At 37.8% G+C, this 26,601-nt stretch carries 25 protein-coding genes; 3 read left to right on the top strand and 22 right to left on the bottom strand.

Annotated elements, in window-relative coordinates; all coding sequences use genetic code 11:
- Positions 1–369 precede the first annotated feature (369 nt).
- From ACESSZ_RS05070 to ACESSZ_RS04995, 16 genes are all read right to left on the bottom strand, one after another.
- The gene (locus ACESSZ_RS05070) at positions 370–2,106 is read right to left on the bottom strand and encodes a hypothetical protein (protein WP_412293050.1); all 1,737 of its coding nucleotides are present in this window, start codon (positions 2,104–2,106) and stop codon (positions 370–372) included.
- A gap of 20 nt (positions 2,107–2,126) precedes the next feature.
- Positions 2,127–3,212, bottom strand: coding sequence for a UDP-galactopyranose mutase (glf, locus tag ACESSZ_RS05065; protein WP_196028653.1), 1,086 nt, complete (start codon positions 3,210–3,212; stop codon positions 2,127–2,129).
- Between the two features lie 12 nt (positions 3,213–3,224).
- Positions 3,225–4,670, bottom strand: a complete 1,446-nt coding sequence (locus ACESSZ_RS05060; protein WP_412293048.1) for a flippase — start codon at positions 4,668–4,670, stop codon at positions 3,225–3,227.
- 19 nt (positions 4,671–4,689) lie between these two features.
- The gene (locus ACESSZ_RS05055; protein WP_412293046.1) at positions 4,690–5,586 is read right to left on the bottom strand and encodes a glycosyltransferase family 2 protein; all 897 of its coding nucleotides are present in this window, start codon (positions 5,584–5,586) and stop codon (positions 4,690–4,692) included.
- Between the two features lie 23 nt (positions 5,587–5,609).
- Positions 5,610–6,569: a glycosyltransferase family 2 protein gene (locus tag ACESSZ_RS05050; protein ID WP_196028655.1), complete on the bottom strand. Its 960-nt coding sequence runs from the start codon at positions 6,567–6,569 to the stop codon at positions 5,610–5,612.
- Positions 6,538–7,872 (bottom strand): hypothetical protein, encoded by a 1,335-nt coding sequence (locus ACESSZ_RS05045; protein WP_132224957.1) that lies wholly within the window; start codon positions 7,870–7,872, stop codon positions 6,538–6,540. The genes ACESSZ_RS05050 and ACESSZ_RS05045 overlap by 32 nt, the downstream gene beginning before the upstream one ends.
- 5 nt (positions 7,873–7,877) lie before the next feature.
- Positions 7,878–8,849 carry a glycosyltransferase family 2 protein gene (locus ACESSZ_RS05040; RefSeq protein WP_132224959.1) on the bottom strand — a complete coding sequence of 324 codons (972 nt, stop codon included), beginning with the start codon at positions 8,847–8,849 and terminating at the stop codon, positions 7,878–7,880.
- Entirely contained in the window at positions 8,824–9,630 is an 807-nt protein-coding gene (locus ACESSZ_RS05035) for a hypothetical protein (RefSeq protein WP_412293044.1), read from the bottom strand. Before ACESSZ_RS05035 ends, ACESSZ_RS05040 begins: the two co-directional genes overlap by 26 nt.
- Positions 9,614–10,780: a nucleotide sugar dehydrogenase gene (locus tag ACESSZ_RS05030; RefSeq protein WP_499842700.1), complete on the bottom strand. Its 1,167-nt coding sequence runs from the start codon at positions 10,778–10,780 to the stop codon at positions 9,614–9,616. Before ACESSZ_RS05030 ends, ACESSZ_RS05035 begins: the two co-directional genes overlap by 17 nt.
- Positions 10,777–11,547 carry a glycosyltransferase family 2 protein gene (locus ACESSZ_RS05025; protein ID WP_008686987.1) on the bottom strand — a complete coding sequence of 257 codons (771 nt, stop codon included), beginning with the start codon at positions 11,545–11,547 and terminating at the stop codon, positions 10,777–10,779. Before ACESSZ_RS05025 ends, ACESSZ_RS05030 begins: the two co-directional genes overlap by 4 nt.
- Positions 11,548–11,559: 12 nt before the next feature.
- Positions 11,560–12,255, bottom strand: coding sequence for a sugar transferase (locus tag ACESSZ_RS05020; protein WP_008686985.1), 696 nt, complete (start codon positions 12,253–12,255; stop codon positions 11,560–11,562).
- Positions 12,246–13,475, bottom strand: coding sequence for a DegT/DnrJ/EryC1/StrS family aminotransferase (locus tag ACESSZ_RS05015; protein WP_499842699.1), 1,230 nt, complete (start codon positions 13,473–13,475; stop codon positions 12,246–12,248). Before ACESSZ_RS05015 ends, ACESSZ_RS05020 begins: the two co-directional genes overlap by 10 nt.
- Positions 13,472–15,349: a polysaccharide biosynthesis protein gene (locus tag ACESSZ_RS05010; protein ID WP_008686982.1), complete on the bottom strand. Its 1,878-nt coding sequence runs from the start codon at positions 15,347–15,349 to the stop codon at positions 13,472–13,474. The genes ACESSZ_RS05015 and ACESSZ_RS05010 overlap by 4 nt, the downstream gene beginning before the upstream one ends.
- Before the next feature lie 235 nt (positions 15,350–15,584).
- Positions 15,585–17,366, bottom strand: a complete 1,782-nt coding sequence (locus tag ACESSZ_RS05005; RefSeq protein ID WP_017144716.1) for an ABC transporter ATP-binding protein — start codon at positions 17,364–17,366, stop codon at positions 15,585–15,587.
- Complete coding sequence (locus ACESSZ_RS05000; protein ID WP_499842698.1) at positions 17,353–19,092, bottom strand: ABC transporter ATP-binding protein; 1,740 nt, start codon at positions 19,090–19,092, stop codon at positions 17,353–17,355. The genes ACESSZ_RS05005 and ACESSZ_RS05000 overlap by 14 nt, the downstream gene beginning before the upstream one ends.
- A gap of 382 nt (positions 19,093–19,474) precedes the next feature.
- Positions 19,475–19,840 (bottom strand): sporulation initiation factor Spo0A C-terminal domain-containing protein, encoded by a 366-nt coding sequence (locus ACESSZ_RS04995; RefSeq protein WP_008686973.1) that lies wholly within the window; start codon positions 19,838–19,840, stop codon positions 19,475–19,477.
- A gap of 244 nt (positions 19,841–20,084) precedes the next feature.
- On the opposite strand from ACESSZ_RS04995, the gene ACESSZ_RS04990 reads away from it, so the two are divergent.
- Positions 20,085–20,900, top strand: coding sequence for a MerR family transcriptional regulator (locus ACESSZ_RS04990; protein ID WP_008686971.1), 816 nt, complete (start codon positions 20,085–20,087; stop codon positions 20,898–20,900).
- Between the two features lie 258 nt (positions 20,901–21,158).
- Here the strand turns inward: ACESSZ_RS04990 and ACESSZ_RS04985 are convergent, their stop codons facing one another.
- Genes ACESSZ_RS04985 through ACESSZ_RS04970 form a run of 4 tightly spaced genes read right to left on the bottom strand, consistent with a single transcriptional unit; the run spans position 21,159 to position 23,610 of the window.
- On the bottom strand, positions 21,159–21,668 hold the full coding sequence (locus ACESSZ_RS04985; protein ID WP_008686969.1) for an HAD domain-containing protein: 510 nt from the start codon (positions 21,666–21,668) through the stop codon (positions 21,159–21,161).
- 48 nt (positions 21,669–21,716) lie between these two features.
- Complete coding sequence (locus ACESSZ_RS04980; protein WP_008686968.1) at positions 21,717–22,373, bottom strand: ABC-2 transporter permease; 657 nt, start codon at positions 22,371–22,373, stop codon at positions 21,717–21,719.
- A 1-nt stretch (position 22,374) separates the two neighbouring features.
- On the bottom strand, positions 22,375–23,232 hold the full coding sequence (locus tag ACESSZ_RS04975; protein ID WP_008686966.1) for an ABC transporter ATP-binding protein: 858 nt from the start codon (positions 23,230–23,232) through the stop codon (positions 22,375–22,377).
- Positions 23,233–23,235: 3 nt separating this feature from the next.
- Positions 23,236–23,610: a GntR family transcriptional regulator gene (locus ACESSZ_RS04970; protein ID WP_008686965.1), complete on the bottom strand. Its 375-nt coding sequence runs from the start codon at positions 23,608–23,610 to the stop codon at positions 23,236–23,238.
- Positions 23,611–23,737: 127 nt separating this feature from the next.
- Between ACESSZ_RS04970 and ACESSZ_RS04965 the strand changes: the two genes are divergently transcribed.
- Both ACESSZ_RS04965 and ACESSZ_RS04960 read left to right on the top strand, forming a co-directional pair.
- Positions 23,738–24,481 carry an SDR family oxidoreductase gene (locus ACESSZ_RS04965; protein ID WP_008686963.1) on the top strand — a complete coding sequence of 248 codons (744 nt, stop codon included), beginning with the start codon at positions 23,738–23,740 and terminating at the stop codon, positions 24,479–24,481.
- 511 nt (positions 24,482–24,992) lie between these two features.
- A complete protein-coding gene (locus tag ACESSZ_RS04960; protein WP_008686960.1) occupies positions 24,993–25,319 on the top strand; it encodes a helix-turn-helix transcriptional regulator in 327 nt (108 codons plus the stop codon).
- Between the two features lie 27 nt (positions 25,320–25,346).
- On the opposite strand, the gene ACESSZ_RS04955 is transcribed toward ACESSZ_RS04960, so the two are convergent.
- Together ACESSZ_RS04955 and ACESSZ_RS04950 are read right to left on the bottom strand one after the other, a co-directional pair.
- On the bottom strand, positions 25,347–25,661 hold the full coding sequence (locus ACESSZ_RS04955) for an AzlD domain-containing protein (protein ID WP_008686958.1): 315 nt from the start codon (positions 25,659–25,661) through the stop codon (positions 25,347–25,349).
- The gene (locus tag ACESSZ_RS04950) at positions 25,654–26,367 is read right to left on the bottom strand and encodes an AzlC family ABC transporter permease (protein ID WP_008686957.1); all 714 of its coding nucleotides are present in this window, start codon (positions 26,365–26,367) and stop codon (positions 25,654–25,656) included. Before ACESSZ_RS04950 ends, ACESSZ_RS04955 begins: the two co-directional genes overlap by 8 nt.
- Positions 26,368–26,601: the final 234 nt, after the last annotated feature.

Below are 26,601 nucleotides of genomic sequence, written 5' to 3'. Positions count from 1 at the left end.
AGCCTATATGTAACAATGTATACGATTTTATATAGCTTTAAAACTATAGAAAAACAACTTAAAAAGTAAGAAAAAACACCAAATCATGGAAATTTGGCGTTTATTTATAATCGTATACTTTATTAAACAAGAAAATATAAGTAATCTTAACCAGATGCTTCAAATTACATATACATTTATAACGCGAATTTTCTTTTCCGTCAACCTCAATTGGTAATAATTACCGTTTATAAAGTACTATAATTTCATACCATCTAAAATAAGCAATATTGAATTATACAAAAAAATGCTAAAAAAAGAATCATCCCTTCGTCAGATGATTCTAAATTGTATAGAAAATCCCTTTTTCAGGTAAGTACAGTACAACTTTTAATTTGCTTCGATTTTCCAAATTTGATAGCCATCAATTACAGCATATTGCGTCAATCGAGCAGTGGCATCGTAATGTTCCTTTATGAAGTTTAACATTTCTTCCTGATAAATATTCTCAATTAAATAGACATCTTTATCCAATAATTCTTCCATCGTACCTTTTAATTTATGTTCTTGCAGCCACTGCATCCGGCTTGGATGAAAACTATCAACACCAGCCAGATAGATCGCATTGTTAAACATGTTCGGTTCCATCACGAAGCGTGGATCATAATTCAAATACATTGTCTGTATTGTCGTTTGAAATCCTAAATAGTATATACGGTTAGGATGCTGCTGCATTTCTTGTAGTATTCCTTCTTGACGATTATCAATGAAGGAAGCACGATATTTTCCGACATGATTTTCCCAGGAATTAAACATCACGGCAAAATTTTGATGAGTATTAGGAAGAAAACTTGGAATATGCATCAATAGTAAAATAACGATGCCTGCCGGAAGGAAACGTTCTAATGGATAGGTGTGTTCCTGTGTCAAAAAATGATCATAGCACAAAATGCTGATAGCCAGGGATAAGAAGATGGAGTATTCTACCCGATACACCACACGCCCTTGATAGAAGATATAAATAAGCAAAACACCGGTTACTAAAACATTAGCAAAGATAAGCAGAAAAGAACGCGACTTTTTTATGAATACGGCAAGTCCGATAGCCAGACAGCCTAAGACACTGATGTACTTATCATATCTTTGTTTTAACATATTGTATCCGATACGTAAAATGCTTGGTGTATCCTGCAGGCGATGCGCTGCTATGATTTCACTCACTTGTTTCACATAGTCTGCATCATAGATTTGGGTATCGCCATAACCAAAATGAGCAAGATTATAAAAATCATTTTCAGATACCCCAATTGCGGATAAGTCATCTTTCAGATTCTGATAGCCATCCACGGGATAATCGGTGATGATTGCTCTGGCCTCATTGTATTCTTTATATGCTGCATAGTCAGGATGCATACTGGTAAATACTTTACTGCTGCCATAAACAAATGCATAACAGATGCCAAGTGTGCACGCAAAGATAAAAAGAGGTTTTATCATTACTTTATAAGAACATTGGTTTTGTTTAAGATGGCGTAAAAATAACAAACAACATGTCAAAAACAGAAAGGCTACTGTAATATAAAAGCATTTATTGCGTATCATAGTGCCTATCAATACATAACAAGCTCCTAGAAGTAAACGTTTATACGATATATTTTTTTGTACGATTGCCGTAATCAAAAAGAAACATCCACATCCAATTGTCACCGTTGCTGTCTTTGTAAACTGCATGAGTTGATAAAGATCATTACTGAAAAAGCCAATAAACAACACTGCCAGCAACAGTGTGAACAAAGTTCTTTTCTTCTTCAAGATCAAATAAGTGATCCCCGTCAGTGACAGAAAGATCATTGCAACCTGGAAATAAAAATACCAGTTTAGGGAAGCATGCAACTTATATAATGTTGATAAAAATAAACCAATCAATGGATTCATAAACATTATATAAGGAGACGGTGTACCTGTATATGCGCCAGAGACCATGACTTCCATCATAAAGTCATCACTGACTTCATACTTCATAGTACCACTGATCAGATAACAGATCAGAAAAAGCGCATTGATAAGGAAAGCCAATTGAAAAGGAGTGATGTTTGCAAAATATGATGTTATTTTCTTTTTCTTCATATGCCATCCCTCCTCTTTTTTTATAAGTTTTCTGCTAATTTCAACGCTTTTTCCACAACGGCATCCATATTATAGTATTTGTACTCTGCTAAGCGACCGACAAAGACTACATTTTTTTCTTTTTTCATCAAAGCTTCATACTGCTGATACTTCGCTAACCATTCTTTGGTTGGATAAGGATAATAAGGCTCATCTTTAAAGCATGGGTACTCTTTCATGATAGTCGTTTTCGCATGCGTTTGACCGGTTAATTTTTTAAACTCGGTAATACGGGTAAACGCATAATCGTTTGGATAATTAATGACAGCTTCTTCTTGATAAGATGCTACATCTAAGGTTTCCATTTTAAAATCGATGCTTCGATATTTTAATTTCCCATATTTATATTGATAAAACGCATCAACTGGTCCGGTATAGATCAGTGTGTCGTAGGTGATCCCATCCAAGACATCACGATAATCGGTATTCAACAGAATATGGATGTGTTTGCTTTTCAGCATGTTCTCACACATCTTTGTATACCCCAGTCGCGGCATCCCTTGATATTGATCGGCAAAGTAACGCGTATCACGGTTAAAACGTAAAGGGATTCGGCTGATTACGGAAGTATCCAGCTCACTGGGATCTGTCCCCCACTGTTTGATTGTATAATTTTTAAAGAATTTTTCATAAATATCGCGTCCAACTTTATCCAAGGCAACATCTTCACTGGTCTCAATCTTCGTGCGTTTTTCTCTCTGCTGTTCGATGAATTGTGCAAATTCAAATACAGATAAATGCAAGTTATATAAACGATTAATCGTTTCCACACCAATCGGCATTGGCAATAAGCGGCCATCAACAAAGGATAACACATGGTGCTGATACTGAATCCACTCAGTAAAGTTACTTAAATAGTCAAATACTTCTTTATTATTCGTATGGAAAATATGTGGCCCATAGTTGTGGATCAGTATGCCATCTTCATTGTAACTGTCATAGACGTTACCTCCGATGTGATTGCGTTTTTCAATCAATAAAATATTTTTTTGATGACGTGCAGCCAAGCGCTCGGCCATCGTGATCCCTGCCAGTCCTGCACCGACAATCACATATGAATAGTTCATGGTCTTCCTCCTTTAGCTGCTTTTTACACGCAGCTTATCTTTTACTGTTTGCATGATGGTGTAAATATATTTATCTTTTAATATGAAAAGTATAACAAAATAAATAACGACACCTACGCTAATGATGAAAAGGGTATGCATGATACTTGGGGTTAAAAATACACTTAACGCGTATACAACACCAAACATACAGGCTCCTACAAGCAGATAATGTCTGTTTTCTTTCCATACTTTTTTAATATCAATATCCTCACGCACACAATATAATTGAAAAGCAGTAACCGATGCTTCGGCTATCACAGAAGCGATGGTTGCCCCCATGGAAAGTAATCCTGGAATTAGTAAGAGATTACATATTAAATTGACGATAGAGCCCATGATGGTTGATAAGGTATAGGCTTTTTGTCTTCTGGTAGGCAATAGGAATTGAATACCGATCACATTACTGATACCGATAAAGACAATGATAGGTGCCGTCATCATCACCAATGGTATACTTGCCATAAATTTCTCACTGAGAAACCAAGGGACAAGATTAGGTGCGATGCCCATGATGCCGAACATGATCGGTATCGCAATCATCATAACAAAATGCAAGGATTGATAAATGTATTCTTTAATCTTATGCATATCATGATCCGCAAACAGATTGGATATCCGCGGCAGCATCACTGTTCCTAAGGAAGTGACAATCGTCAGTGCTAATTTTACAATTTTTTGTGCTTGTTCATAATATCCGATTTCTTCGGTATTGCCCGTTAACACCTCAATCATCGTGCGATCCAATACCGTATAAATGGAAACGGCAATTTGGGGAAAAAACAGAATCAGTGTTGGTTTTACATGTTTCCCTATTTCTAACTTCACATGATCAAGTTTAACTATGTAGTTGGGCAATGCAATCCACATGCTTAGATTACCGAAGAGAAGGGATAAAGATTGAATCAAAATATACAACGGCAGGTCTTGAGGCGACTTTATGAAAGCAAACACACATATGATGCTGATAAAGCGCACCGTAATATTTCTTGCGATAATTTTCTTAAAGTTTTCTAATCCCTGATAAAAATAATTAATATCAAACACATTTGCAAATATATCAATCATCTGAATATAGAATAAGGAACGATATTCATCAAAGGTTTGGAAAACGATGAAATAGATGCCTAAACTAAGCGCAATACTAATCACCTTTAACAGGATCAATTCATATAAAATCTTTGTTCTTTGCAGCGCATCATTTTGATGGTAAGCAATCTCTCGTTGCCCATACAATCCTAAACCGATACATCCTAATAAAGTGAAGTAAGTAACGATGGATTGTGTGAAGCTGTAAGTACCAATCGCCTTGGCACCTAATACCCTTGATATATAGGGTGTCGTAATAAGCGGAAGGGCTATGAGTAACAGCTGATAACCTAAATTGAAGATATAATTCATTTTTACACTTTTCTTCATAAGTTATCTCCTTTTCATTCTACTCAATATATTCTATTTCCGGATGAAATTTTTTACGCTGATGCATACTTTTGCATAGGATCCTTATCTTTTTCCCTTTTCCTTTTCCCTTACTTTTAAGTATTCGAACAATTTCTAAAAATGTCCGATAGTAAAACAGCAACATATTCAGCTTACCGCCTTCTAGCTTTTTTACATAATACATGTTTCGATACGCATAATTGTAGCGAAACAAACGATCACTGGATTCTGCTACGATATCGGTAGGGGTATTGCTGAGCATCTTATGGATGACCTTGCTGCGGGCAACAAAATAGCATGGATACTGTAAAGAGATGCGTTTGGTATACTCCGCATCATCCCCCCAAATAAAAAACTCTTTGATGGGAAGGCCTACCTTCTTAACGACACGCGATGGGATAAAGCAGGATACAAATGAGCATTGTTTTACCTTTACGATGCCGTTTTCAAGATATGCACTGTCCTGTATCCAATTCTCATCTATGTTAGGAACATTCATGGCACAAGCACTGCCATCGATCCATCTTACATCGCTGCATAAAAAACCAAAGTTCTCTTTGAGGATTTCTTTCGCCTTCAACAATTCATCCAAGGCATTCTCTTTGACCATGGTATCATCATCCATGATCCAAACATAGTCATAGCCTTTTTCAACGCCCATTTTAACCCCTAATGAAAAGCCGCCGGCGCCTCCCAAATTTGCTCCTGTATTGTGATACAGGATGTTATCCTTTTGTAAATAGTCAACGATATATTCTTTGGTGCCATCTGTACTTGCATTATCAATGATGAGGATGTCGAACTTGACGTTTTGCTGATGCAACAGATGCTCCAATGCCTCTTTTAATAATTTCTTTCGGTTATAGCTTACAATAACCGCAATAATTTTATCCATACCCTGCTCCTTTATCTTTAACATTATACCATTTTATTTTTAAGATGAAATAGGCGTCGGGCAATTCCCAGGTGATTTTGTTTGATTGCCTTACAGATGCTTTGATACAATTTACTGCGTTTCAGATAATAAGGATTCTTTTCCCAATTTGGAAAAAGATCATTCATATAACGAACAAACATCGCCATTTCTTCCTTTTTATGATGTGGTAACAGCCGTTCACCACTTTGATAAATAAGATTACTGATGCATATGTATTCAACTTCATCATGGTATCGCTGTATATCAAGCTGTTCTAGCATATAGGCAATGGCTGTTTTCATATCAAGCATCTTTGGATGATACATCTGCTGATTCATAATCGAATTGGTTCGTTGGCGATAATAATACAGCGGTTGCTGAAGATAATAGATGCGTTTCGCAAAATTGATGTACGCCCCAGTCGTTGCCCGATCTTCATACCAAATACCTTTAGGAAATGTGATGTGATGTTGTTTATACGCTTCTGTTTTGACAATTTTATTCCATGCGGTCGGCTGCGTAAGCAAATATTGTCGATCACTTATAAACCCAGAATCACTGGCAAGCATGGTCACTGCTTTTTGTTGATGCTCATCAAAGGAAATATAATCATATAGCACAACATCTGCCTGCGTCTTTTTTAAACATGTGAACAGTGCGAAGCAGGCATCCTCTCGCAAATAATCATCACTATCTAAAAACATTAAATAGGTTCCTTTCGCAAAGCGTACCCCATAATTGCGGGCATCACTTAAGCCCCCATTTGTTTTTCGATGATATTCAAATATATCCGGATACAACATTGTATAGTGTTTTGCAATTGTTTGTGAATGATCACTGCTTCCATCATCTACAATGATTGCCTGCAGCATGATCTCGTTGCTTTGTTGGATGATGGAATCCAAACAATCCTTGAGATATCGTTCTACATTATAGACCGGAATTATGATGGAAATATCCATAGGTTTCACCGCTTTTCTTTCTTTCCTTCTGATAGGTGATAAGCAAAGCCACACCAAATAGAATAGAAATGATCGGGCAAATGCTTTCCCCCTTCATTTCATAAATGATAAATAAAATAGGTAATAAGAGCAGAAGTCTATGCAAATGCACCGGTAAACAGCGCTTATATTCAAACAATAAACTACCTAGCAAAGTATAGCGAAGCATTTGAAAACCAATGCCGCCAAATAAAACAGCACGGAAAAGGCCTACATCCGTTCCCATATAATATAATCCATCCGCATCCGTATAATAGCCATCACCTAGCAAAAGCGTCTTACCATTTGGTGTAAAATACATTTCTTTTAGCGATTGAGTAGATGTTGTGGAAAAACTGCCTTGCTCAGAATAATTGATGAAGGATTGAAAAACCCAACGCAGCCATACACGCACTTGTTCGGATAAGAGAAAGGCTATGGAAAGCATACCGCAAGTTATCACCATCATAAGCAATAAGCGTTTCCACAGCATTCGTTTTTTCATCCATAAAACAACAAAAAGCAGAAACACATAGATAGCTGTTACAGCGATTCCGATACGACCATAGAAAAAGTTTCCAAGGATAACGATCATCAATAAGATCGTATGGAAAGTAAAACTTTGTTCCTGTTGCAAATAGATGATATAGCACAGAAACATAGCAGCCAAGGAACAACGCAAGGTATAGGTAAAGCCGGAAAACCCACACCATCCAAATCTTGTGATATACGATGGTAAATAAGCTAATCGAATCGTATTTTCATCCGCCTTATTCAATTGCAATAAAAGATCACGCAAACCAGGAATCGCAATGATCACACACGTGCCCAAGATATACATACAGGTTGCTAACACAAAGTATTTCATAAATAAAAGATAATCTCCTTCAGGAGAAATGTAGCGGATAAAAATAAGAAAAAGAAACAGGATTTTCAGCCCTTCCTTACCAATCTGCAAAATGCGAATCAAAAAGTAAGAAAAATCATATGTCTGATAAAGACAAGGCAATACCAAACTAAGCAGCGCCATGAACAAGATGGCACCCAAATAGTACTTTAAACAGCTTCGCATACAGATACGAATACAATCTATGACCCACTCATAATGATAGCACAGATAAAGAAAAGGAATGCCATAATACAACAGATAGCATAGCCATTCGATATCTTCCCATACGGTACTGTAATAAAAGAGAGTTGACAGTAACAGATAGCCAAGATTGATCTTTTTCAGCTCTTTCATCCTATCTGTTTTTGTCCACCATGCTCTTAACGCATTCATCATATGCTTTACCCCTCCTTATGAGGATGTATCTTGCAATACATGCGATCACTTATGGTAAATAAACAGACCTTCGCCTTGTTTTTTAATGATTTTGCTTTCCCTTTAACAAATTGCTTATTGCGTATGCCATCATATGCCGATTGATAAACACCCGCTTTGGCATACATATATAAATATTTTTCCAACAGACTTTCCATCAGATAAGAGCGCAATGGCGCTTCTTCTTTTTGATAGATAAGCGATAATTCCGTTAAGGTTTCATAAAGATCTTTTACGTTTTTATATAACTTCTTATTCGTCGTAATTGAATTTTCTCTTATCATATAACGATAATAACAATGATCAATGGCAATGATGGAAGCAGCCTTTAGAAAAGCTCTTGGAGTGAACTGTTCATCTTCATGTAAGATACCGCTTTTAAAGGTCAATGCATTTTCCAAAAGAAAGGCTCTTCGATACACATTCATTACCGCTGCCATATGCATACTGTGATGTTTTAATTCTTGTAGTAAAAAAGTCCTGCCATCCATTTCTTCATACAATCGCTGATGGCTGTGTCTGCAATAGCTTTGTGTTGTGGAAGTGATGATGTTCATATCCGTGACAATGATATCATAGGAATGCTGTTTGATGATTTCATACAATGGAAGAAAGGCATCGGTTGCTAAGGCATCATCCGAGTCTAAAAAGAGAATATAGCTGCCTTTTGCCTTTGATATGCCCTTATTGCGTGCCATGGACAATCCCTGATTGGATTGATGAAACACCCTTACCTGCTCATATTGTTGTGCAAGCTGATCACATAAAGCACCTGAAGCATCCACAGAACCATCATCAATCAAAAGGATTTCATAGGCCTCCACAGGAAACGCTTGCTGCAGCACACTGGCAACACAGTTTTCCACATACTTCTCTGTATTGTACACCGGGATAATGATCGAAAAGACAAGGTTATTGCATTCTTCGTTTTCGCTCATCTGCGACACCTCGTTTCATTGTTTTCACTAGATAGCCAATTGTTTTATCATACGTTTTATGATGACGCAAGGCATCCTGTAAAATTAAAAAAGGATAAAATCTTCTGCTCATAACATAATATAGCAATCCTTTATCTAAAAAATATTTTTCATCATAGCCGTGAAACCAAGAGGATGCTCTTACCTCTGTCAAAGTCGCAATCGTTATGGGTAATGCATAAATATGCAAGCCAGCTTTTAAACAACTGTTTAAAAATAACGTATCTTCGCCATGCGCATGGGCACAACCACCCCCAAAACAAAGATTGAATAAAATGCCTCTGGTCTGTATGCTTGTTCTTTTAACAGCCATACGGGCAGCGCCAAAACGCATGAAGTTAAAGTAATTGACTTTAAATGGCTTTTGAATTTTATATCTGCCTGATGTTTCTTCCTCTAAATTAAAGAGGATGACATCCGCATCCGGATATGTTTGAAATGCATCCTTAACTATGTTTTCATATCCATCCACATAGACCAGATCATCATCACCAAATAAACAATACTCTGCCTTAGTTCTCATCAATAAGTTATTTCGATTCAATCCGACACCGCGTTCATTAAAATTGTATACAATATATGAACCTCCCGATGCTTGAATGGTATCGATGCGATTTACTTCACACTGATTTCCGATACACGCTGCACTTTGTATATGCATTTGCTGCAACAATGCTTCTGGATTTTTACAATTCACGGTCGTGATTAACACTTCCACTTTTTTATCACTCATCGCGGCCATAAATATCTCTTGTATACACCTTTTCTTTTACATCTTGCAGCTTTTCATCTAAACGGTTGACCACAATGACATCGCTCATCGCTTTAAAGCGTTCTAAATCACGTTCTAGCGGTAATCCATGCAGCTTACTTTCTTGCATCGTTGGCTCGTATATCAAAATATCAGCATGTTCTCTTAATAATTCAATCACATCAAAGATGGCAGATTCGCGGTAATTATCAGAATCTTTCTTCATCGTCAAACGATAAATGCCAATCGTTTTCGGATGTTTTTGAAGAATTCTATTGGCGATATGATGTTTTCTTGTATCATTGGCATCGACAACAGCCGTAATGATATTGTTTGGTACACCAGCAAAGTTTGCTTTTAATTGTTTGGTATCTTTTGGCAGACAGTAACCGCCATAGCCAAAAGATGGATTGTTATAATGATTCCCGATGCGTGGATCTAAACCGATGCCATGAATGATCTGCTGAGTATTCAACTGATTGATTTCACAATAGGTATCGATTTCATTAAAAAATGCCACACGCATTGCCAAATAAGTATTGGCAAATAATTTAATTGCTTCGGCTTCGGTAGGCTGAGTTAAGAGCACCGGCACATCCTTGACACAAGTGCTTTCTTTCAACAGTTCTGCAAAAATCCTTGCTTCTTCGCTTTGCTCTCCCACAACGATACGTGATGGATATAAGTTATCATACAAAGCTTTGCCTTCGCGTAAAAATTCAGGAGAAAACAGAATACGCTGTGTCTGATATTTTTCTCTGACTTTTTTGACATATCCTACCGGTATCGTTGATTTGATAACAATGCTGCCATGTCGGTTATATGCGAGTGCCTCTTCGATTACACTTTCAACGGCACTTGTATCAAAGTGATCTTGTTGATCATCATAATTGGTCGGTGTTGCAATGACAATGTAATCAGCATCACGATAGGCCTCTTGCGCATCATTGGTTGCTCTTAAATGCAATTCTTTTTCTTGAAAATAAGTTTCCATTTCTGCATCTTTAATCGGCAATATGCGATGATTGATCATATCCACCTTTTCCGGAAGGATATCATAAGCAACTACCTCATGTTTTTGAGATAAGAGAACCGCAATGGAAAGTCCCACATATCCCGTACCGGCAACGGCAATCTTCATAGTCTGATCTCCCTCCTTTTTTTATTATAAAAATAAACAAAAACATTACAAATTGTATAATACAGGCTCTTTATTGCATGATAGTTCATGATGTTACGATACAGACGATAATGATACTTCAGCAATTTTACTTTTGATCCTGAAGATAAGGAACGTTCAACAATGCGATAGTACGCTAAGTCCTCATCCAATAAGCGACCCCATTGGCATTTTTCTAATATTTTCAGCCATAATGCATCATCATTGCGTTTATCTAATCGCTCAATTTGAATCAAGCCTACTGCTTTGGCATGATACATGACACTTAAACAACCGATGGAGCAGCCTAATAAGGCTCTATGAAAGGAAAGCTTTTCTGGTGCGATCCTGCGAATATGTAACGCTTGTCCTGCTTCATCTATTAAGGAATAATGGTGATAACAAAAGGCTACTTGCGCTTCTTTCATAAAAGCCAGTTGCTTTTCTAGCTTCTCTGGTTTCCATAGATCATCTGCATCCAGAAATGCGATATAGGCTCCCTTCGCTTCCCTTATTGCCTTATTGCGGGCAAGGGATGCTCCGCCTTTTTCCGGTAATATGAAAAATTTGATTCGGGCATCTTGGGCTGCAAATGCCTTTACGATTTCTACCGTATTGTCCGTAGATAAATCATCGACAATGAGCATTTCCCAATGTTCATATGTTTGCGCCTGTACACTTTTAATTGTTTCTGCTATAAAGTTTTCTCCATTGTAGGTTGGCGTTACAATGGATATCAAATCTTTCATATTACTCACCCTTTACTTCTTACATACCGCAATGATCGTTTGAAAACATAATTGTAAATCATAAAAAAAACTGAATTTTCTTAAATAATCTAAATTGTATTGCATCTTTTTAGGTAAAATAACGCTTTGATAAGCCTTATCTATTTCCTGCTCACTATACGCAGATAATATCTTTTCTTCATCTTTGAAGCGAATACTTGCTAATGAGGTAATACCTGCCGGCATTAATAAAGTCGCATACATCTCCTCGTCATAGCATTCCACATACTTAAGAACTTCGGGACGTGTACCCACAAATGTCATATCACCTTTTAAAACATTCACCAGCTGTGGCAATTCATCCAAACGATATTTTCGTATCTTTTTTCCTATTTTGGTAATACGCATATCATTTTGCGTAGTTACCAATGCTCCCATTTGCTCACCATGATCTGTCATCGTACGAAATTTATATATGGTAAATGGTCTATAGAACTGTGTTATGCGTGTTTGCCGATATAAAACAGGACCACAAGAATCCCTTTTAATTAAGATCGCCAGGATCAAAAAGAGCCAAGATAAAACAACAAGCAGCACGACTGACAGACAAATATCAAATACTCTTTTCCATAGCAGACTTGCTGTTTTCTTTTTTATTATATCATAATAAGGCAATACCTTATCATTCTTCATCTTCTCAGGCAAATCCTCCCATTGCTTTAACCGCATGTATATTCCTCCAACACCTCTTTATAATTGCGGATAATATATTCCACCTGCCCATCCTGTAAAGAACTATATAGAGGCAGGGTGATTTCATTTTCATACAATTCACATGCATTTGGATAATCTTCCCTTTTAAAACCTAAATGCTGATAGGCGCTTAACATTGGCAATGCCTTATAATGCACATTGCAGCTGATTCCCCTTTCAGCCATTGCCATAATAATCTCATTACGCTGTTGTTCACGGATGCCTTTGATTCTTGTTATATATAAATGTCCGGAGGATTGATGATTGGCATCCTTATGATTTAATAAGAAAATGTTTTCACTTTTTAAGTGTTGATTATAATATTGAATGATTTCATGTCGGCGTGCCAACATTGCATCATAGCGACGTAATTGTGCTAACCCTAATGCCGCATGCAGATCCGTCATATTACATTTAAATGTCGGCGCAACGATATCATATTCCCAAGCACCTGATTGGTTTTTATGCAATGCATCTTTCGTCTGCCCATGCAAAGACAATAATTGATATTGCTGATAAATCCACGCATCCGCAAAACCAGGCACCGGTTTCCAAGTGACAGCTCCTCCTTCCGCAGTCGTTAAATTTTTAACCGCATGAAAGGAGAATATTGTAAAATCTGCCCAATCCCCTGCTTTTTTACCCTTTTTCACTGCCCCAAAACCATGTGCACAATCCGCTATGATGATGGGTTGTGTAAATGCTTTTTGGATAGGCGTGCTTGGCGTATAAAAGTGACGGACTTTCGCTATTTCTTCATAAAGTTTTTCATAGTCACATAAGACACCACCCAAATCCACAGGAATGATGGCTTTTGTCTTTTCATTCACAGCCGCTGCAACGCGGGCATAATCCATTTCAAAGCTATCTTTGGCCATATCGATCATAACTAAAGTAGCACCGACATGACAAATTGGGCTACAGGTTGCGGTATACGTATAGGCGGGAACGATAACTTCATCTCCTGGACCTATTCCTAATAAATATAAGGTCATTTCTAATGCGGATGTCGCTGAATTCAAACAGACAGCACGCTTTGTTTCACAATATGCAGCAATTCCCTTTTCCAATTCCTTTGTTTTCGGACCGGTCGTAATCCAGCCTGATTTCAACGTATCAATTACTTCCTTTATTTCACTTTCCGTAATATCGGGTGGTGAAAATGGAATATTCATTTTTTTCAAGTTCTCATTCATACATTTTCCATTCCTTCATTCGCAATGACGTTTAACATAACCTCGCGATATTGCTCCTTGCTTAAATTATCGAGTAACGCTTTGCTTAACGTTTTTAATTTTTCTTCAACTTCTTCTTTCGTGATTCCCATCACATTGTTTTTAAATATTAAATCGTTTTTCGTTTTTACGGTTACTTCTCCATCCAACCGCAATTCTTCAAACATCTTTTCCCCAGGACGCAGTCCTATCTCAATGATATCAATATCTTCATAAGGACGCAACCCGGACAGGCGAATCATTTTCTCTGCTAAATCCAATATTTTTACCGGTTCTCCCATATCTAAAACAAAAATTTCCCCTTTATCCGCATAAAAACCGGCCTGTAACACCAGTTGCGCAGCTTCTGGTATCGTCATAAAATAGCGAATGATCTTTTTATCGGTAATGGTAAGGGGACCGCCTTCCGCTATCTGCTTTTTAAAAATAGGGATGACAGATCCATTAGAGCCTAATACATTGCCAAAACGCACAGCTGCCATTTTGGTGATACCATTATCACCATAAGCCTGTGTGATCATTTCCGTCATGCGTTTTGTCGCCCCCATGACATTTGTTGGATTTACCGCCTTATCTGTACTAATCATGATAAAGCGTGAAACTTTATTTTTTATACACACCTGAATGAGAGAATGGGTGCCAAACACATTGTTTTTTATAGCTTCTTGAGGACGTGTTTCCATAAGGGGCACATGTTTATGTGCGGCAGCATGAAAAACGACATTGGGCTTATATTGTTTAAATAGCTCATCCATCGCCGTATAATCACGAATCGAGGCAATCAGCGATATGATTTCAATCTTATCATTTAGTTTACCATGCATGCGATTGCGGTTAAACTCCTGTTCCAACATATAAAGGGCATTTTCATTGATATCAATCATCAATAGACGAGCAGGTGAAAACTTTACGATCTGCCGACATAATTCAGAACCGATAGAGCCGCCTGCACCTGTCACGGCAATCGTGCGATTGGTGATATAAGAACCGATTTCTTCTTGTTCTAAATGGATTTCTCCACGGCCTAGTAAATCCTCAATGGAAATATCTTCAATTGGATACGCTTTTTCATCATCTTCTAATAATGTTTCCGCTTCTTTCATAATCTTTGTTTTTAATTTCAAAGACTGGCAGATATCGTTCATGCGTCGAATTTCTGCTTTCGATGCACTTGGTATTGCGATATATGCTTCATTCACTTTATATTTATTGACGATTTCCGGTAAATCATACGTACTGCCTAATACGGTATATCCGCTAATCATCTTATGTACTCGCTGATCATCCACAAAGCCTACAACATTCGCATGCATTTTATCATTTTGTAAAATTTCTTTTAATAATATATAACCACCATCGCCTGCACCGATGATAATGACATTTTTCTTAGGCTCTTCACTTTTTGCCGTATATCTTCTTAACAGACGATATCCTAAACGCACATTAAACATCATTAGGATCGTTAATAATCCAGCCACAAAGACCACACTGATATAAAATCGGTTGATGGAAGTCAATAGGATGAAAATAATTAAGACAATACTTGCACAAATCACAGATAGACTAATACGAAACGTCTCAATCAAGCTAATGTATTTCCATAAACTCTTATGAATCTTAAATGCAAAAAAACTAATGGCATAGACGATTAAAATAACAAACAGAGCCATTAGAACTTTCATTATATCTATTTGACCGACAGAATCAAAGTCAAAATCAATTTTAGACCAATAAGCTAAAAAAAAGGAAACGACTACGATAAACAAATCTACCATGCATAATACGAATTCACGATGTTTTATATAAAAAGGATTCTCAAATATAATATCCAGCATATAAACACTCCTTCTTAATGCATTTATATATACATAACCTATAGTATTATAATACTTAATATAATAACTTGCAATCATTTTTACGATTGTAAATAGGAAGACAGGAATGGGCTAAAAAGCCCATTCCTGTTATAAGATTAAGAATAAATGTTTTAAATCATGTTCATTTTTAGGCTTACGATGATCTAAAGCGTCTAGCGAACATGCAAAAGATGGTAGTAAGCATACCTTTCTATTATTCCTGTTGAGCAAATTGTGCATTGTATAATTTCTCATAAAACCCTTGTTTTTTCATCAATTCCTCATGTGTTCCCTGTTCTACGATATCCCCATGTTGAATGACTAAAATCAAATCCGCATTGCGAATCGTACTTAAGCGATGGGCTATCACAAAGCTGGTTCTTCCCTTCATCACCTTGCGCATAGCATCCTGCAACATTTTTTCCAAACGGGTATCGACACTAGAAGTCGCTTCATCAAGAATTAATATCTTAGGGTCTTTTAAGATGGCTCTGGCAATCGTAAGAAGCTGTTTTTCACCTTGTGAGATATTATTCGCTTCTTCATTGATAATACTATGGTAACCATCTGGCAAGGTGCGAATAAAGTGGTGGACATTGGCCATTTTTGCCGCATCGATGATTTCATCCTTACGGGCATCTAAGCGACCATAACGGATATTATCATAAATAGATCCCTGAAATAACCAAGTATCCTGCAACACCATCCCAAATAAGGAACGTAATTCACCACGTTTCATATCACGAATATCCATACCATCAATCTGAATTCTGCCGCCTTTTACATCATAAAAACGCAGCAGCAGATTGATCAAGGTCGTCTTACCGGCGCCGGTCGGACCGACAATGGCAACCATTTGCCCATGCTTCACTTGGATATTCAAATCCTGCATCAGTGTTTCTTCATGATAACCAAAGTTCACATGTGAGAAACAAACATCTCCGCGAATTGTTGACACATCTTTTGTCACAACTGCTTCTGGTACTTCTTCCTCTTCTTCTAAAATATCTAACACACGCCCGATGGCCGCAAATGCCGATTGCAATTGAGAAGATAAGGATGATACTTGAGATAAAGGATCATTTACCTGCCATATATAACGGATAAAGGCCTGTAATTCACCGGGATCAAAATGACCAGCCAAAGAACGCAAAGTTCCCATAATGGCGATCACACCAATCACAATATACGTAACCAAAGAGTTTAATGGTTGGATTGCACTGGACACAAATTGTGCCTTACAGGCATTGTTACGTAATTCTTCATTTAAACGTTTAAATTCATCAATCGATGCTTCCTGTCGATTGTATAAGAGGATTTCATTATAACCGGTATACATCTCGGTAATTGCCCCATTCAAATTCCCCAAAGCATTTTGTTGTGCCGCAAAACGTTTCTGCGAATGGCGAACAATCGTAATGGTGATAAGCAGCATCCCCGGTATGATCAATACTGCCGTACAAGCCATGACTACATTCAAACGAAACATCATAACAAGGGCTAATAAGATGGTTAACACACCGGAAATGATCTGTGAAAAGCTTTGTTGAAAAGCATTGGATATCGCATCTACATCATTGGTAATACGGCTCAAGATATCGCCATAATGATGAGAATCAAAATAGCGCACAGGCAATTTCCGTATCTTATTTTGCAAAGCATCACGTAAATCCTGCATAGCATTTTGGATGGCATTGGTCAAATAAATAACACTTAATGCCTGGCCAATCGTTTTAACAAGATAAACGCCTACTAAGGTTACCATGATGGAGAAGATGCGCTCAAAGCTTATCGCCACATGCTGTAGATCACTTGCTCGTTTCACATCGGCATATAACACTGAGGTAATATTTCCTTCAATGGAAGGGGCGATGACCATCCCTGCCGTGGATACGACAATCATGAGAATAGCAAAGAGGAAGGCCCTTTTATAGGGAGCCACAAAGGCTCCAATACCACGTAAGGAATCTAGGAATTTTCGTTTAGTCGTCTTCATATGCCAATTCCTCCTCACTTAGCTGTGATAAAGCAATTTCATGATAAATCGCACAGCTTTTTAATAATTCGCGATGCGTACCGATACCAACGACTTCTCCTTCATTCAGCACGACGATACGATCTGCATCCATGATGGAAGAAATACGCTGTGCCACGACCATGACAATAGCATCCCTTGTTTCCTTCTTTAACTCTTTCCGTAATGTTGCATCTGTCTTAAAATCAAGAGCGGAAAATGAATCATCAAAAATATAGATATCCGGTCTTCTGATTAATGCTCTGGCAATTGATAATCGCTGTTTCTGACCACCGGAGACATTGGTTGCCCCTTCACTGATTTTTTCCTTCAAACCATGTTCTTTTTCCATGATAAAATCATATGCCTGTGCTACTTTTATCGCATGAAGAATCTCTTCTTCACTGGCATCTGGCTTGCCAAAACAGATATTATCTTTGATGGTTCCGGAAAACAACATCGCTTTTTGCGGAATGACCCCTAATTTTGCACGCAGAGCAAACACATCATAATCCTTGACATCAACTCCATCGATACGAATCTGTCCCTCACTCACATCATAAAACCGTGGAATCAGATTAATCAACGTACTTTTACCACTTCCCGTACTCCCGATAAAGGCAATCGTCTCTCCCTTTTGGGTCGCAAAACTGACATGTTTTAAAACCGGCTCTTCTCCATCCGGATATACAAAGGTCACATCATCAAAGACAATGCTGCCTGCTTCATTGCCTTGGCAAACCCCCTGTTTGGGATTTTGTATCAAAGGCTTTGTCGTAAAGACTTCCGTAATACGTTTCGCACTTACCTCTGCTCTTGGATACATCATGAAAACCGTGCAAAACAGCATGATTGAGAACATGGCATGGAATAAATAATCCATGAACGCTACCAGTTGCCCGACTTGCAGATTACCATCCGCAATCAAAAGACTTGCCACATAGAAAATGCATAAGCCTGCAACATTCATCAGCATAAAGAAAATCGGTGAGGTCAACGACATCAGCTTAAATAGTTTTTTTGAATAACCGGTAAAGTCATGGTTACATGCATTAAAACGTTCTTGTTCATACCCATCGTTATCGAAACTGCGAATCACGCGAATACCACTCAGATTTTCCCGTGAAATCCGATTGAGTGTATCTAAAGAGCGCTGTTGCTTTTCACTGATTGGCTTAGAAATCTTAGCGACGATAAACACTCCGAAAATAATCAGTGGAATCGTTGCCGCAATAATACCGCTTAATGGTAACGATGCTCTAGCGGTCATGATAAAGCTGATAATAAACATCACCGGTGTCATAAGCGCTGTACGCAATAATACATTAACAAACATCTGAATCTGAAATGCATCATTGTTTGTTCTGGTGATCATACTGGATATTCCAAACTGATTAAATTCATGAGCCGTAAACTGCTGCGCTTTGCGAAAGATATCATTACGGATATCTCTTGTGATCGCCGTCGATATTCTTGCACAACAATAGCCTAAAAGAATTGTTCCGGCTACCCCCAGAATGGAAATTATCAGAATGACAAGTCCCATCTGATAGATATAATCTTGATCCTGCTGCATGACGCCGACATCGATCATTTGTGCGACGATTGTTGGTATTCCCAGTTCTACCAAGGCAAAGCCAAAGACTGATAATACATTGATAAAAAACAGCAGCTTATAGTTTTTTAAATAATGTAATATTAATTTCATGTCACCCCTTCTTTCCTTTATAAGCTTTATCATCATAAACTATAAGGTTACCTTATAGTCAAGTCTTTTTTCATGGATTCGCTCATCTTCTCTTCCTTTTTCATCATCCTCCTTCCTCTTGTTCATGCAATTTTCATCCGTTTTTTTCCTCTTATTCATCCTTCATTAGCATTGTTACCCTATAGGTTCGTTTCTTTCTTCATCTCTTTCCGAAAATAGCCGTTCAATTATTTTTCGAAAAAAAAAGCAGTAAGCAAAGCCTCTTTCTTTCGTATACACCCTCTTGCGAACCCCCCCTATTTCTAGTATAATGGCAAACAAAAAGCAGCAATGCACTTACAATAGCGAAATAGTGCATCACTGCTGGTCTTTGTCTAGTATCTTACATATGCTTAATGTTTAAATAATCCACCAAAAGAGCAATAAACTCCTTGTTTGTAGGACGAGCTTTACGGCCGTCAATCGTGTTATGAAAAATACGCATGATTTCTTCCGTGTTGCCGCGTAGCCAAGTAATTTCAATAGCAGCACGGATCACGCGTTCTACGCTTTGCATAGAAGTTTGATGGCGCTCTGCAATTGTTGCGTATACACCATCCATCATATGGTCTAGCAATGAAGCATCATGATAAACCATATGTATAGCTTCCCTTACGTAATAAAAGCCTTTGACATGTGCAGGCATTCCAATATCGCGAAGGACATCAGTAATTTCCATTATAATTGCTTTTTTTGTTTCTTTGATCATTCTATGTTTCCCCCTCGTATACGCTAGACAAAGACCAAAGTTACTATATGAATTTTAAGGTATAAATAAAAGTCGATATACGTCGATTATTGAAATTTCCAGAAAATCAATTTTTCATTATACATATACCGTAACTATCCCTATATCTGTAACTATTTATAGCCACTTTCGGGATATTGACGTCCTTTGACACTTATACTATCATATACAAAAGAGCAAAGTTCAGCGCGAATGGAGTAGAATTATGAAGAAAAAGAAGAACTATTTAACAGCCGGAGAATTTGCGAAAATCTGTGGAGTAGCCAAACATGTCTTATTTCATTATGATGAAATTCATCTGTTTCAACCGGCTTATAGAGATGAGCATGGCTATCGCTATTATTCGTATCATCAATATGACACCTTTTTGGTTATTACCAATCTGAAAAAGATGGGGATGTCTCTTTCGGCTATTCGAATCTATCTGAAACAACGTGATCCGCAAATGTTTTTACGTTTGTTAGATGAAAAATATGCGGATATTGATTCACAAATCGCACAGCTGGAAAGCATTAAGCGCATGATGAACTGGATGCAGCAAGCAACAACTTCGGCACTTGCACATCAGCATGATGAAATCGGTGTCGTCACATTGCCAAATGCCACTTTATTATGTAGTAAGGACATGGAAAACGCCACAGATCGCAGTTTCGCCAATTATATGGAAGAATATATTCACTTTGTGAAAGAGCATCATATCGCTGTTCAAGAAAGTGTCGGTACGATGGTCAGAATTGAAAATATCCGCAAACAGGATAACTTTAATTTTTCCTATCTCTATCAGATCGTTGCCGAATATGACCATCAACAATTAAAAAAACGCGCAAGGGGTAACTATTTATGTGGTTGGCATAAAGGCAGTTATCAATACATTCAGCAAACATATGATAAGATGCTGGCCTACACAGATAATAAAGGATATGTGTTAGGTGAATTTGCCTATGAAGAATATCTGATTGCTGATATTGCACAGCGTGAAGAAGATGGCTATGTAACGAAAATATTATTGGAAATTCTATAACTTGTTAAATCAATTTTGTCTCATAGAAGTTGCTCATGCCACCTAAGAAATAAACGAAAAAGCTACTGATTATGCTTCCAAGGAAGGATCAGCAAACAAAACACGCAAAAAAACAGCACATATTTTGTGCTGTCTTGATAACAAATAGTAAGCAGAGAATGCTAGTATCATCCTAAGCATTCCTATTCAATTATTATATATAGAAAGATATCCTACTCGTATTATAGATAATAAGCATTTTATCTCATGTATATGAACTTAATGTGATAAAACATTGAGTGCTTTCTGATAGCAGGCTTCATCAAAAAGATCCGGACAGGTGATGGCATGCTCATGAAATTCATTTTCCATATTTAAATCATCGACAACGATATACTGTGTAATATTGGGATGATCTTTTAGGTATGCTCGAATGGCCGGAGTTTTTAAAAAGCCATAGTCATTGCTTGTGCTATCAACAATGGCATCCTGCAATGCATAAAAGGCAAACAAGGCTTTTAACTGGGGCAGGGTATGCGAGAATTTCCAGGATGAGCTGATAACAATAACAGCATTGCTTTTCTGAATAAGCGTTTTTAGCAGCTGTATTGCACTATGAGCAAACCCATTCTGCGCACAGGCTAAATCATAATCCGATAAATCACGTATCGCTGCACATTGATAATGCTTCACTAGCTGTTCGCGGTCAAAACGAAATGTTGTATATGGGGAAATACGTTTACGACAGGGATATAATACACCATCGATATCAAGGAAGATCACCTTCATACGATCGCCTTCTTTCCCTTTCATTATAACACCAATACATCCATCCTTTTAAAACTCTTTTTGTTTCATAAGATGCATGGAAGATAGGGCACTGATCAACAGAATAAACAAAGCGCCAAGAAAGCTTACAGGCAATAGCCAGTCTTTGAAATCATGCAGGAAGATAAAGAAATTTTGGGGCAATATACCGCCAATATGCGAAATGACAAAACTACCCAAAAAGCCTAACAGCATGAAACAGATTATAATCAATACGCGTGCTTTCATAGAGCCGTATTTGATGATCATAGGCAGCATGATGGCATTTAAAAACAGCATTGCTATGGCAACTCCACAGCATTCAGCAAGAAATCCAGACAATTCAACCGTTTGAAAATGTTCTTGTGAAAACATTAAGATCAGTGCGCCTAAAACCATCGACAACAGCATACTGGCAAAGATGCAGACCAGTGCTAACACATATTTAGAAATCACCATATCTTTACGATTGATGGGGAGGGTCATCGCAAAGCTGTCAAAATTACTTTGTTCATCATAAGCAAAGGCGCTGATTGTCGCAAACATACCGATAAAAGCCGGCAGAAATTGTAGCATTCCTAAAGAATGTTGGCTATAGGATATAACAATCGCTAAGATCGGTAAAATCGTATAAATACGGAAAAGCGTTGCTAAATTATAAATATCCTTTAAAATTAATCCTTTCATGCTATTTTTCTCCTTTCACCATAAACACCAAAATATCTTCTAAACTTGCTGGATCCATAACGGCATTCGGATGCTGAAGCATCACACGCTGACGATCTTTTACCAACACATCAACAGCAAACGCATTCACGCGATAGGCAAGATAATCGTGATGATCCAATTTCATCAGCTCTTCCTTCGTACAATGCCAGATGCCATAAGTATCTAATAAGGCATCCTTTTCCGTACTCAATAACATTTTTCCTTCATGTAGAAAGGTAACATAGTCACAGCATTTTTCAATATCGGATGTAATATGACTGGAAATTAAAACGGCATGCTCTTCATCTTGAATAAAATCTAATAAGATATCTAAAATTTCTTCTCTGGCAACCGGATCAAGACCACTTGTCGCCTCATCCAGTAATAACAGCTGTGCTTGATGAGACAAGGCAATCGCTATTTGCAGCTTCATCTTCATGCCGCGCGAAAACTGTTTATTGCTTTTATCAAGCGGTAAACGAAATTCCTTTAGATAGTTGTGAAATGCTGTTGTATCCCATTGTTGATAAATGGATGACAGCACTTTATCCATCTGTTGGGGCGTCATGTTTTCGGGAAAGCTGGCTTCACTGAACACCGTACCAATCTTTTCTTTAATGTTTCGCTCATCTTCACTTAAGGATGAATGAAATATTTCCACTTGCCCTTCATCCACATGAATCATACCTAAAATGGTCTTTAACAATGTGGTTTTTCCTGCACCATTCTCGCCAATCAGTCCCATAATACAGCCCTTTGGTAAAGCTAATGTTATATCTTGCAGACAAAAACGTCCATAATTCTTTGTTACATGCTGCATTGATAGTATGTGTTCCATACGTTATTCCTCCTTGTATAGAAGTGTCATAATATCCAGCAGTTCTTCCAGTGTCATGCCATTCATTCTGGCTGTTTCACACGCTTTTTCTAAAAGTGCTTCGATCTGCCGATAACGTTCTTCACGAATCAATTCTTTATCTTTTCCTGCCACAAAGCTGCCTTTGCCAGTGATGGTTTCAATGAACCCTTCTTTTTCTAATTCCTCATAAGCACGCTTTGTTGTGATTACCGAAATACGAAGTTCCTTTGCTAGCGTTCGCATTGATGGAAGAGCGTCCCCTTCTTTCAAGACATCTGTCATGATCAGCTGCTTGATCTGTGCGACGATTTGTTCATAAATCGGTTTCCCACTGGAATTGCTGATGATGATATTCATAAACTACCTCCCGGGTGTCAATATTGTATATATTGACTATATACAATATAACACCGTGTATATCGTCTGTCAACAGGTATGAGAAAAAAAACCTTGCCCATACTAACACATGCAAGGAGGTTTGATCATGGATATGAATCTTTATGGAAAAGTAGCATTGGTGAGTGGCTGTTCCCAAGGCTTAGGCTATCATGCTGCACTTGCCTTAGCGAAACAAGGAGCAGATATCTTTGGCGTCAGTATCGGCGATGACAGTTCTCTGAAAAAAGCAATCGAGGCAACCGGTCGTAACTATCATTCTTTTACTATATCCTTAACAACACCAGGAGCTATCCATCAGGTGATGAAAGAGGCTTTAGCAGCCTATGGGCATATTGATATATTATTAAACTATGCGGCAATTTTAAAAAAAGAAGAAACTTTAGAACTAACCAAACTGGAATGGAACAGTGCTTATGATATTAATGTAAGTGCAGCCTTCTTTCTCTCCTTAGAAGTCATACGACAATTCCAAAAGCAAGGACATGGCGGAAAAATTATTAACGCCACCGGCATTTTGCCAAGACATACCTCAGCGTATTGTGCTTATGCCATCAGTAATGGTGCCATTGAGGCCATGACGCGTTATCTGGCAATGGAATTTGGCAAAGATCAGATACAGGTAAACGCCATTCAATATGGTTTCATGAGCTGTGGCAGTACGTTGCAGGGCGAAAAAGAAGAATGGGATACTTCTTTATTAACAGCAATCCCTATTGGCAGATGGGGAATGGATCAAGATAGCGATGGACTTGTTACCCTGTTGGCAAGCGATGCTTCTAATTATATCACAGGAGTTTGCATTCCGGTGGATGGCGGTTATTCCATATAACGCACTGATGAAAAACAGTTATGAAGAATAGAGGATTATCATACGGTAATCCTTTTTTTATACAACACATCTAACAAATTGAATGATCAGATCGCAATGTATATTGTGCATCATGAAAACAACAATGATAAACTTTATCAAATTTACGATGACAACTAGCAAACGCATCGTTCTTTCAGTTACTTGATAAGCTGTTTGAAAACAAAGGCAAAGATTAATCTTTATTTGCTATGGATAAGGAAGCTAACGGATGAAAAAAGCGAACAATAAAACTAGCAGAATGCCAGAAAGTAAGGCTAATACTAAAACAGCATAGGCCATGATTATATCCTTTTGTTCTGGTTTCATCAAAACCACCTCTATGCTTATGTATGCCGCTTTTTATGCTTACGTATAGGCAGATTAAAGAAAAATTATAATATTTTATGGAAAAATATTGCTTTTGTTTCATCTTTCTAATTTTACCTTTTCTATCCGTTATAATAGGTAAATAAAGGGAGGAGGAGATCTTATGGTGGGAAACTACGGGGAAATTATAAAAGAAGCCTTAGCGATCAATAATATGACGCAAAAACAACTAGCAAAAAAGCTCCATTTATCCCCGCAGACAATCAACAGCCTGCTGCAGGGAAGGACATCCATACGCTTAGATGACTTTTTCATGATTGCGGAAATACTGCACTTAGATCCAGGTAAAATTTTTACTACCGATAATGAAGATGCAAAAGCCATTGATGCCTATTTATCCGCAGCAATTCACAAACTGGACGATTATCAGCGTGAATTAATTTTAGCATTATTACGCTATTTCCATCATGTAAACAAACGTTTAAAATAGGCTGTGACAACTATGCACAGCCTTTCTTTATGATAGCAATGGGAAAACCAAATCAACTAGATATACCATAATACAAGCAGCCACTGCCACACTTAACAATCCCTTACCTTTGTATGCCAGATATAAGGCTATCAAACAACCGGCAGTAGATGCCAGAACACTGCCTCCGCTGGTAAAAATGGCTGGAAAGGTCATTGCGCCTAACACCGCATAAGGTACATAGAAAAGAAATGATTTTATAAAAGGACTTTTGATTTCCTTCTGAAAAAAAGTCAAGGGCACCATACGAATCAGATAGGTTACCAGTGCCATAACAACCATATAAGGAAGATAGTTATTCATGAGACACCTCCTCCACCGGGAACAGCCAAGCGCCAAAGCCGGCAGCACAAACGGTGCAGATAATAATAACAAAACCGGAAGAGATCGGTAAAAAGGAAGCACATGCTGAAAAGAGGCAGCTCAGCGCTATCGCTAAGATCAAAACTTTGCGAACACTCTTTAACTTTTTGGCGGGAGGAATGATAATGGCTAAAAACATACCATAAATCGCAATACCTAAAGCACTTCGCAGACTTTCCGGCATTAAAGTGGTAAATGCTCCGCCTAACAAAGTTCCCATTGTCCAGCAGAAAACAGGAAATAGGATAAGACCAGACATATACCATTTTCCTACTCTTTCATAGGTAGAGCTTGCTAAAGCAAATATTTCATCGGTAACACCATAAGCAATCAAAGCTCGCTCATATGTTTTCATATGCTTGTCTACCTTCTGTGTTAAAGATAAGGACATTAAGGCATAGCGTAGATTAATGATAAATTGCGATAGCGCCAATTCTAGTAAAGAAGCACTCTCCAACATCAAAGATAAGGCACTGAATTGTCCGGCACTGGTAAGATTGGTGAGCGATATCATTACAGCTACCTCTACAGGAACTCCATTGGAAACCGCCATCATACCAAACGTAAAGGATACAGATAAATATCCTAAGCCAATCGGAATGCCATCTTTTAATCCCTGTGAAAAATGATTTTCAACAACTTCCATATCCTCACTCCCCTTATTCTTTAGGCATTATTATACAGGAAAGCAGATGGATTTTAAAGTGTGAATTTTAAGCCAAAAGTCTTTCATAAGAATGTCGTTTCTTTTCCGATGCAAATTACAAAATGTTTTGTTATCGAATGCATGGATGAATCATATAAATAAATATCCACCAGCTTAGCTGGTGGTTTTTACGTAATCGCCCCAAGGGGCTCAGATTCAGGCTACGCTTACCAG

The organism is Eubacterium sp. 3_1_31, assembly GCF_964249515.1.
GTDB lineage: Bacteria > Bacillota_I > Bacilli_A > Erysipelotrichales > Erysipelotrichaceae > Longicatena > Longicatena caecimuris.
This window is presented reverse-complemented; position numbering and strand designations above follow the sequence as displayed.

Coding starts and splice junctions, on each gene's coding strand:
- ACESSZ_RS04975 (WP_008686966.1), bottom strand. CDS start 23,232: ATGGAACACATACTATCAATGCAGCATGTAACAAAGAATTATGGACGT.
- ACESSZ_RS04955 (WP_008686958.1), bottom strand. CDS start 25,661: ATGAATAACTATCTTCCTTATATGGTTGTTATGGCACTGGTAACCTAT.
- ACESSZ_RS04995 (WP_008686973.1), bottom strand. CDS start 19,840: ATGATCAAAGAAACAAAAAAAGCAATTATAATGGAAATTACTGATGTC.
- ACESSZ_RS05070 (WP_412293050.1), bottom strand. CDS start 2,106: ATGAAGAAAAAGAAAATAACATCATATTTTGCAAACATCACTCCTTTT.
- ACESSZ_RS04960 (WP_008686960.1), top strand. CDS start 24,993: ATGGTGGGAAACTACGGGGAAATTATAAAAGAAGCCTTAGCGATCAAT.
- ACESSZ_RS05025 (WP_008686987.1), bottom strand. CDS start 11,547: ATGAAAGATTTGATATCCATTGTAACGCCAACCTACAATGGAGAAAAC.
- ACESSZ_RS05050 (WP_196028655.1), bottom strand. CDS start 6,569: ATGGATATTTCCATCATAATTCCGGTCTATAATGTAGAACGATATCTC.
- ACESSZ_RS05045 (WP_132224957.1), bottom strand. CDS start 7,872: ATGATGAATGCGTTAAGAGCATGGTGGACAAAAACAGATAGGATGAAA.
- glf (WP_196028653.1), bottom strand. CDS start 3,212: ATGAACTATTCATATGTGATTGTCGGTGCAGGACTGGCAGGGATCACG.
- ACESSZ_RS05010 (WP_008686982.1), bottom strand. CDS start 15,349: ATGCTGGATATTATATTTGAGAATCCTTTTTATATAAAACATCGTGAA.
- ACESSZ_RS04970 (WP_008686965.1), bottom strand. CDS start 23,610: ATGAATATCATCATCAGCAATTCCAGTGGGAAACCGATTTATGAACAA.
- ACESSZ_RS05060 (WP_412293048.1), bottom strand. CDS start 4,670: ATGAAGAAAAGTGTAAAAATGAATTATATCTTCAATTTAGGTTATCAG.
- ACESSZ_RS05000 (WP_499842698.1), bottom strand. CDS start 19,092: ATGAAATTAATATTACATTATTTAAAAAACTATAAGCTGCTGTTTTTT.
- ACESSZ_RS04950 (WP_008686957.1), bottom strand. CDS start 26,367: ATGGAAGTTGTTGAAAATCATTTTTCACAGGGATTAAAAGATGGCATT.
- ACESSZ_RS04980 (WP_008686968.1), bottom strand. CDS start 22,373: ATGAAAGGATTAATTTTAAAGGATATTTATAATTTAGCAACGCTTTTC.
- ACESSZ_RS05055 (WP_412293046.1), bottom strand. CDS start 5,586: ATGGATAAAATTATTGCGGTTATTGTAAGCTATAACCGAAAGAAATTA.
- ACESSZ_RS04965 (WP_008686963.1), top strand. CDS start 23,738: ATGGATATGAATCTTTATGGAAAAGTAGCATTGGTGAGTGGCTGTTCC.
- ACESSZ_RS05035 (WP_412293044.1), bottom strand. CDS start 9,630: ATGGCCGCGATGAGTGATAAAAAAGTGGAAGTGTTAATCACGACCGTG.
- ACESSZ_RS05030 (WP_499842700.1), bottom strand. CDS start 10,780: ATGAAGATTGCCGTTGCCGGTACGGGATATGTGGGACTTTCCATTGCG.
- ACESSZ_RS05020 (WP_008686985.1), bottom strand. CDS start 12,255: ATGCGGTTAAAGCAATGGGAGGATTTGCCTGAGAAGATGAAGAATGAT.
- ACESSZ_RS04990 (WP_008686971.1), top strand. CDS start 20,085: ATGAAGAAAAAGAAGAACTATTTAACAGCCGGAGAATTTGCGAAAATC.
- ACESSZ_RS05005 (WP_017144716.1), bottom strand. CDS start 17,366: ATGAAGACGACTAAACGAAAATTCCTAGATTCCTTACGTGGTATTGGA.
- ACESSZ_RS04985 (WP_008686969.1), bottom strand. CDS start 21,668: ATGAAGGTGATCTTCCTTGATATCGATGGTGTATTATATCCCTGTCGT.
- ACESSZ_RS05040 (WP_132224959.1), bottom strand. CDS start 8,849: ATGAGCGAAAACGAAGAATGCAATAACCTTGTCTTTTCGATCATTATC.
- ACESSZ_RS05015 (WP_499842699.1), bottom strand. CDS start 13,475: ATGAATGAGAACTTGAAAAAAATGAATATTCCATTTTCACCACCCGAT.